The sequence below is a fragment of the Pseudonocardia sp. SID8383 genome (genome assembly GCF_009864975.1).
Lineage (GTDB): Bacteria > Actinomycetota > Actinomycetes > Mycobacteriales > Pseudonocardiaceae > Pseudonocardia > Pseudonocardia alni.
On sequence record NZ_WWFY01000497.1, the window covers coordinates 1 to 1,153 of the forward strand.

Consider the following 1,153-nt stretch of genomic DNA (forward strand, 5'->3'; position numbering starts at 1 on the left):
CGGCCCCGTCGCGCGGGAGCGCACCCGTCGTGCGCGACGACACCGGCGGCGTCACCCGGGAGCGGGAGACGGCCGCCCCCGAGCCGGTCGAACCCGCCCCCGTCGCGACCCCGGCCCCGGCCGACCCGCCGCGCACCACCCCGGAGCGGATCCGCGAGCGCCCGTCGGGGGTCCCCGACCGGGACGCCTCGCGCGAGGAGGAGGTCCGCTTCGCCTGCGAGCAGGGGTGGGTGTCGGGCGCGCTCTGCCCGTAGACCGGACCCCGGACACCGGTGACCGATTCCCGCCAGTGACGGCGGTCGCCCAGTGGCATCGTCGGTGCCGTGCTGCTCGACCACGACGCCTGTTACCGCGCCGTCGCCGCCAAGGACGCGCGGTTCGACGGCCAGTTCGTCACGGCCGTGCGCACCACCGGCATCTACTGCCGCCCGTCCTGCCCGGTACCGCCTCCGCGCTCGCGCAACGTCGAGTTCCTGCGCACCGCGGCCGCCGCGCAGACCGCGGGCTACCGCGCCTGCCGGCGGTGCCTGCCCGACGCCGTCCCCGGCTCGCCGGAGTGGAACCTGCGCGCGGACGCCGCCGGGCGGGCCATGCGCCTGATCGCCGACGGCGTCGTCGAGCGCGACGGGGTCCCCGGGCTCGCGTCGCGGCTGGGCTACTCGCCCCGCCAGCTCGGCCGGATCCTCACCTCCGAGGTGGGCGCCGGGCCCCTGGCCCTGGCCCGCGCGCAGCGCGCGCACACCGCCCGCATCCTGGTCGAGACCACCCCGCTCGGGCTGGCCGACGTCGCGTTCGCCGCCGGGTTCGGCAGCGTCCGCCAGTTCAACGACACCGTCCGCACCGTCTACGGCGTCCCGCCCTCGCAGCTGCGCGCCGAGGCCGCCCGCCGGTCGCGGACCCGTGAGCCCGGTCCGCCGGGAGCGCTGGTCCTGCGCCTGCCCTACCGATCCCCGTTCGACCCGCACGGCCTGCTCGACCACCTCGCGGCCCGCGCCGTCGACGGCGTCGAGGCCGTCACCGGCGGCACGTACCGGCGCACGCTGCGGCTGCCGCACGGACCGGCCGTCGTCGCGCTGGACCTGACCGCGCGGGCCGGGGCCGTGGTCGCGACGCTGCGGGCGTCCGACCCGCGGGACATCGGGCCCGCGGTGTC

Annotated in this window: 2 protein-coding genes; both read left to right on the forward strand. The window is 78.8% G+C overall.

All coding sequences use genetic code 11. From position 1 onward, the window contains the following. Positions 1 to 254 (forward strand): hypothetical protein (locus GTW08_RS12155; RefSeq protein WP_237453780.1); only part of this gene is annotated, 254 nt, incomplete at its 5' end. Positions 255 to 323: 69 nt separating this feature from the next. Further along, on the forward strand, positions 324 to 1,153 hold an 830-nt coding region (locus GTW08_RS12160; protein WP_161151936.1), incomplete at its 3' end, for an Ada metal-binding domain-containing protein.